Origin of the sequence: Phenylobacterium sp., from assembly GCF_036263695.1 — a bacterium.
GTDB lineage: Bacteria > Pseudomonadota > Alphaproteobacteria > Caulobacterales > Caulobacteraceae > Phenylobacterium.
In genome coordinates, this window is sequence record NZ_DATAGM010000430.1 from 1 (window position 1) to 4,958 (window position 4,958).

The following is a 4,958-nucleotide window of genomic DNA, read 5'->3' on the forward strand; positions in this document are numbered from 1 at the left end:
CCGTCCGCCCGCAGGTGGTCGTCTGGCCCGAAGGGGCCCTGCCGGCGGTGATCAACGACCTGCTGTCGCCGGCTTCGCCCTACGGGCCGGCGCTGACCGAGGCCCTCGCGCCCGGCCAGGTGCTGCTGATGGGCGCCAACGCGGCGGAGCTGCAACCGAGCGGGGAGTGGGACTACTTCAACAGCCTGGTGGCCTTCCGGCGCGAGCCCGACGGACTGTATGTCGCAGGCCGCTACGACAAGCACACCCTGGTCCCGTTCGGCGAATACCTGCCGTTCGGCGACCTCGCCACGCGCCTGGGCATCCGCAGCCTGGTGCACATGCCAGAGGACTTCACCGCTGGCGAGCCGCCGGCCCCGCTGGCCCTCCCCGGGCTGCCGACCGTCCAGCCGCTGATCTGCTACGAGGCCCTGTTCCCGCGGGCCACCGCGCGGGCCGCCGCCCGGTCGGGCGTGCGCCCGGCCTGGATCCTGAACATCTCCAACGACGCGTGGTTCGGGATGACCAGCGGCCCGCTCCAGCACCTCAACCTGGCCAGCTACCGAGCCATCGAGGAAGGGCTGCCGATCCTGCGCTCGACCCCTACCGGCGTCTCCGCCGCCATCGACGCCCACGGCCGCGTGATCCCCGGCGAGCGGCTCGGGCTGAGGCGCGCCGGGGTGATCGACGTGCGCCTGCCTGCGGCCCTGAAACCCACCGTGTACAGCCGGTTCGGCGAAGCCACTTTATTGGTAATGCTGGCGATATCGGCGTTCGCGGCAGCTCTAGCGCGGCCCCGTAGAACCTGTTAGCTGAGCTTTGGCTTCGTCATTTCGTCACCAACGAAGGTGCGCTTTAATGTCCGTTATGGCCAAGGAACTCGACCTTGAGCGCTCGCCCAACCCGATCGACCGTCACGTCGGGTTGCGGATCCGACTCCGCCGCAAGGAGCTTGGCGTCAGCCAGGAAAAGCTTGCGGACCAGATCGGCCTGACCTTCCAGCAGGTGCAGAAGTACGAGCGCGCCGCCAACCGGGTTTCGGCCTCCAAACTCTATGAGATGGCCAGGGCGCTGAACACCTCCATCGCCTACTTCTACGAGGGGCTGGGCGATCCCGGCTCGGCCGAGTCCAACAACGTCGCGCCTTCGGTGCACGATTTCCTGCTGACCCCGGAAGGCATGGAGCTGGCGGCCGTCTTCCCGCGCATCCGCCGCGGCCGGGTCCGCCGGCGCATCCTCGACCTGGTCCGCGCCATGGCCGAGGAAGGCGAGGAAGACAGCGAAAGCTGACGGCTCGGCGCGGGCCTCGCTTGGCTTCGCATAAGGAAGTCTTTATACGGCTCCCGCGCCTGGCTCGCGCGCGCTGACTCGCGCGGCCCGTCTCGTCTCCGGGAGCACCCACGTCTTGAGCCGCACCGACTACATCTTCACCAGCGAAAGCGTCTCCGAAGGCCACCCTGACAAGGTCGCCGACCGCATCAGCGACACCGTGGTGGACGCCTTCCTGGCGGCCGAGCCGGAGGCCCGCGTGGCCTGCGAGACCCTGGTGACCACCAACCGCATCGTCCTGGCCGGCGAGGTCCGGGCCGGCAAGCCCGGCGGCAGCAAGGCCGAGAACAAGGAGCTGACGCGGCAGATCGTCCGCTCGCTCGAGCCCAAGATCCGCCAGGCGGTGAAGGAGATCGGCTACGAGCAGAAGGGCTTCCACTGGTCCAAGGCCAAGTACGCCTGCTTCCTGCACCCGCAGTCGGCCCACATCGCCATGGGCGTCGACGCCGCCGGCGAGAAGGACGAGGGCGCCGGCGACCAGGGCATCATGTTCGGCTACGCCTGCGACGAGACGCCCGAGCTGATGCCGGCGACGCTGCAGTACTCGCACAACATCCTGCGCCGCCTGGCCGACGTGCGCCGCTCGGGAGAGCGCTCGGAGCTGGAGCCCGACGCCAAGAGCCAGGTCACCCTGCGCTACGAGAACGGCAAGCCGGTCGAGGTGCTGAAGATCGTCGTCTCGACGCAGCACAAGAAGCGCATCGGGATGCAGCTGGCCACGCCCAAGCGGATCCACGACCTGATCCGGCCCTACGTCGAGGGCGTCTTCCCAGACGGGCTGATCACCAAGAAGACCAAGTGGCTGGTCAATCCCACCGGCCGCTTCGAGATCGGCGGGCCGGACGGGGACGCGGGCCTCACCGGCCGCAAGATCATCGTCGACACCTACGGCGGCGCGGCCCCGCACGGCGGCGGCGCCTTCTCCGGCAAGGACCCGACCAAGGTGGACCGCTCGGCGGCCTACGCCTGCCGGTATCTGGCCAAGAACGTCGTCGCCGCCGGCCTGGCGCGCAAGTGCACCATCCAGATCAGCTACGCCATCGGCGTCGCCCAGCCGCTCAGCTTCTACGTCGACCTGCACGAGACCGGCGAAGTCGACCCCCGCAAGCTGGAGGAGATCCTGCCCGAGCTGATCGGCGGCGCCACGCCCCGGGCGATCCGCGAGCACCTGGGCCTCAACCGTCCGATCTACGCCCGCACCGCCGCCTACGGCCATTTCGGCCGCACCCCCGACAACGAGGGCGGCTTCTCGTGGGAGCGCACCGACCTGGTGGAAGAGCTGAAGAAGGTGGCGTGAGCGCCCGACCCTCCGTTCATCCCGCGAAGGCGGGGGCCAGGCGGAGGCGGAACCTGAGCAGCGCCCCGAGTTGGACTCAACACAGGATGGGTCCCCGCCTTCGCGGGGATGAGCGGTAGAGATGAGCGAGATCGCGATCTTCAGCGGCACGGCGCACCCTGAGCTCGCCGCGGAGATCTGCGAGCACCTGGAGGTCCCGCTGCTGCCCTCGCGGGTGAAGCGGTTCGCCAACGACTGCCTGGAAGTCCAACTGCAGGCCAACTGCCGCGAGCGGGACGTCTTCCTCATCCAGCCGATCGTCTCGCCGGTGCAGGAGCACCTGGTCGAGCTGTTCCTGATGCTGGATGCGGCCCGCGGCGCCTCGGCCGCGCGGATCACCGCGGTGATCCCGCACTTCGCCTACTCGCGCTCGGACAAGAAGGACGCGCCGCGGATCTCCATCGGCGGGCGTCTGGTCGCCGACCTGCTGGTCACGGCCGGCGCCAACCGGGTGCTGACCATGACCCTGCACTCGCCGCAGGTGCACGGCTTCTTCAATATCCCGGTCGACCACCTGCACGCGCTGAAGGAGCTGGCCGCCTACTTCCGGCGCTACGACCTGACGAACGCGGTGGTGGTCTCGCCGGACCTGGGCAACGCCAAGGAGGCGGCCGCCTTCGCCCGCATGCTGCGGACCGACGTGGCGGCCGGCGCCAAGCAGCGGTTCTCCGACGACAAGGTGGTGATCTCATCGATCATCGGCGAGATCGAGGGCCGCGACGTCATCGTGCTCGACGACGAGATCGCCAAGGGCACCACCGTGGTCGAGTTGATGGACCACTTGCGGCAGCGCGGCGCCCGCTCCATCCGCGTGGCCTGCACCCACGGCCTGTTTGCGGCCGGGGCGCTGGAGCGGCTGGGCGGCATGGACGACGTGATCGAGATCGTCTGCACCAACACCGCGCCGATCGCGCCCGAGCGTCGGACCGACAAGCTGCGGATCCTGTCGGTGGCGCCGGCGCTGGCCGAGGCGATGCGGCGGATCCACAACGGCGAGAGCGTCAGCGTGCTGCTGCAGCCGGACCCATGAGCGAGTCCCACCCGCCGCTGCGCTCCTATGGGCGGATGAAGTCGCGGCCGATCAAGCCGCGGCAGGCGGCCCTGATGAACACCCTGCTGCCGCAGATCCGCGCGCCGATCGAGCCGTTCGACCCCCGGACTCTGAAGCCCGACGCGGCCGAGGTCTGGCTGGAGATCGGCTTCGGCGGCGGCGAGCACATGGCCGCCCAGGCCGCCCGCAGCCCCGAGGTGCTGATCCTCGGCGCCGAGCCGTTCCTGAACGGGGTCGCCAGCGCCGTGCGGCACGTGGACGAGCAGCAACTCTCCAACGTGCGCATACATGACGGCGACGTCCGGGCCCTGCTGGAGCGGCTGCCGGACGCCTGCCTGGCTCGCGTGTTCATTCTGTTCCCCGATCCCTGGCCCAAGGCGCGCCACAACAAACGGCGGCTGGTGCAGCCCGAGGTGATCGCGGAGCTGGCGCGGGTGCTGAAGATCGGCGGGGCCTTGCGGTTCGCCAGCGACTGGGCGGACTACATCGATTGGACCCTGGAGCGGTTCCTGAAGAGCCCTCACTTCGCCTGGCCGGCCGAGCGCGCCGACGACTGGCGCACGCCCCCCGCCGACCACATCACCACCCGCTATGAGGAAAAGCGCCTCGGCGACTGCGCGCCGGTGTTCCTGGATTTGCTGCGGAAGTGACAGGTTACGATGTCCCACCGAGCGGTCCAAACCGCCCCGACGGGACACCGTAACCAGTCACCGGCTTATTTCTTCCCCGCCTCGATGGCGCGGCGGATCATGTCGAAGGTCTCGTCCGGGTCTGCCCAATGGCTGACCTCGACGCTCTTGCCCTTCTCCAGGTCCTTGTAGTGGCTGAAGAAGTGGGCGATCTGCTCGGTGAGGATCACCGGCAGCGAGCGCCAGGACTCCACGCCGCGCCAGAACGGGTGCAGCTGGTCCACCGGCACCGCCAGCACCTTCTCGTCGCCGCCGGCCTCGTCGGTCATTATCAGCGCGCCCACCGGCCGGCAGCGGATCACCGCGCCGGGCACCACCGGCGTCGGGCCCACCACCAGGATGTCCAGCGGATCGCCGTCGTCGCCCAGGGTGTGCGGGATGAAGCCGTAGTTCCCCGGGTAGTACATGGCCGTGTGCAGGAAGCGATCGACGAAGATCGCGCCGCTGGCCTTGTCCAGCTCGTACTTTACCGGCTCGCCGCCCTGCGGGATCTCGATGATGGCGTTGACGTCGTATGGCGGGTTTTCGCCGATGGGGATCTTGGAGAGGTCCATGGGAGAGTGCCTGTACTGGG

The 4,958-nt window shown here is 69.0% G+C and carries 6 protein-coding genes; 5 read left to right on the top strand and 1 reads right to left on the bottom strand.

The features are described from left to right. The 5 genes from lnt to trmB all read left to right on the top strand — a co-directional run. On the top strand, positions 1–791 hold a 791-nt coding region (gene lnt / locus VHK87_RS17450; RefSeq protein WP_329636164.1), incomplete at its 5' end, for an apolipoprotein N-acyltransferase. Between the two features lie 55 nt (positions 792–846). Then, positions 847–1,269, top strand: a complete 423-nt coding sequence (locus VHK87_RS17455; RefSeq protein WP_329636168.1) for a helix-turn-helix transcriptional regulator — start codon at positions 847–849, stop codon at positions 1,267–1,269. A 115-nt stretch (positions 1,270–1,384) separates the two neighbouring features. Beyond that, positions 1,385–2,605 (top strand): methionine adenosyltransferase, encoded by a 1,221-nt coding sequence (gene metK, locus VHK87_RS17460; protein ID WP_329636165.1) that lies wholly within the window; start codon positions 1,385–1,387, stop codon positions 2,603–2,605. Between the two features lie 121 nt (positions 2,606–2,726). Beyond that, complete coding sequence (locus VHK87_RS17465; RefSeq protein ID WP_329636166.1) at positions 2,727–3,674, top strand: ribose-phosphate pyrophosphokinase; 948 nt, start codon at positions 2,727–2,729, stop codon at positions 3,672–3,674. Further along, the gene (gene trmB, locus VHK87_RS17470; protein WP_329636167.1) at positions 3,671–4,345 is read left to right on the top strand and encodes a tRNA (guanosine(46)-N7)-methyltransferase TrmB; all 675 of its coding nucleotides are present in this window, start codon (positions 3,671–3,673) and stop codon (positions 4,343–4,345) included. Before VHK87_RS17465 ends, trmB begins: the two co-directional genes overlap by 4 nt. Before the next feature lie 65 nt (positions 4,346–4,410). Here the strand turns inward: trmB and ppa are convergent, their stop codons facing one another. Beyond that, positions 4,411–4,938 (bottom strand): inorganic diphosphatase, encoded by a 528-nt coding sequence (ppa, locus tag VHK87_RS17475; RefSeq protein WP_329636169.1) that lies wholly within the window; start codon positions 4,936–4,938, stop codon positions 4,411–4,413. Positions 4,939–4,958 lie beyond the last annotated feature (20 nt).

Excerpts from the sequence above, each read along its gene's own strand:
- ppa (WP_329636169.1), bottom strand. The coding sequence starts at position 4,938 with ATGGACCTCTCCAAGATCCCCATCGGCGAAAACCCGCCATACGACGTC.
- VHK87_RS17465 (WP_329636166.1), top strand. The coding sequence starts at position 2,727 with ATGAGCGAGATCGCGATCTTCAGCGGCACGGCGCACCCTGAGCTCGCC.
- trmB (WP_329636167.1), top strand. The coding sequence starts at position 3,671 with ATGAGCGAGTCCCACCCGCCGCTGCGCTCCTATGGGCGGATGAAGTCG.
- VHK87_RS17455 (WP_329636168.1), top strand. The coding sequence starts at position 847 with ATGGCCAAGGAACTCGACCTTGAGCGCTCGCCCAACCCGATCGACCGT.